The organism is Rahnella victoriana (assembly GCF_004330295.1).
Lineage (GTDB): Bacteria > Pseudomonadota > Gammaproteobacteria > Enterobacterales > Enterobacteriaceae > Rahnella > Rahnella victoriana.
Genome location: NZ_SJOJ01000085.1, coordinates 1 through 338, shown reverse-complemented (window position 1 = coordinate 338; position 338 = coordinate 1). Strand labels below are relative to the sequence as shown.

The 338-nt window shown below is 58.0% G+C and carries 1 protein-coding gene; it reads left to right on the top strand.

Going from position 1 to position 338, the window contains the following annotated elements:
• Positions 1-324 (top strand): phage tail sheath C-terminal domain-containing protein (locus tag EYY67_RS24420; protein ID WP_278248223.1); only part of this gene is annotated, 324 nt, incomplete at its 5' end.
• Positions 325-338 lie beyond the last annotated feature (14 nt).

Genomic DNA, 338 nt, shown 5'->3' with positions numbered 1-338 from the left:
AACTACACCCGCACCGCGCAGGTGCTGGCGGACACCATGGCCGAAGCGCACCTGTGGGCGATGGACAGGCCAATGACGCCGACACTTATCAAGGACATGATCGCGGGCATTAACGCCAAGCTGCGCGAAATGAAAACCGCCGGTCTGATCATCGATGGCACCTGCTGGTATGACCCCGACGCCAACACCGTTGACACCCTGAAAGCGGGCAAGCTGTTCATTGATTACGACTATACGCCGGTGCCGCCGCTGGAAGATTTAACCCTGCGTCAGCGCATCACCGATCAGTATCTGGCGACGTTCGCCACCTCCGTTAACAGCTAAGAGGCGCTAAAACA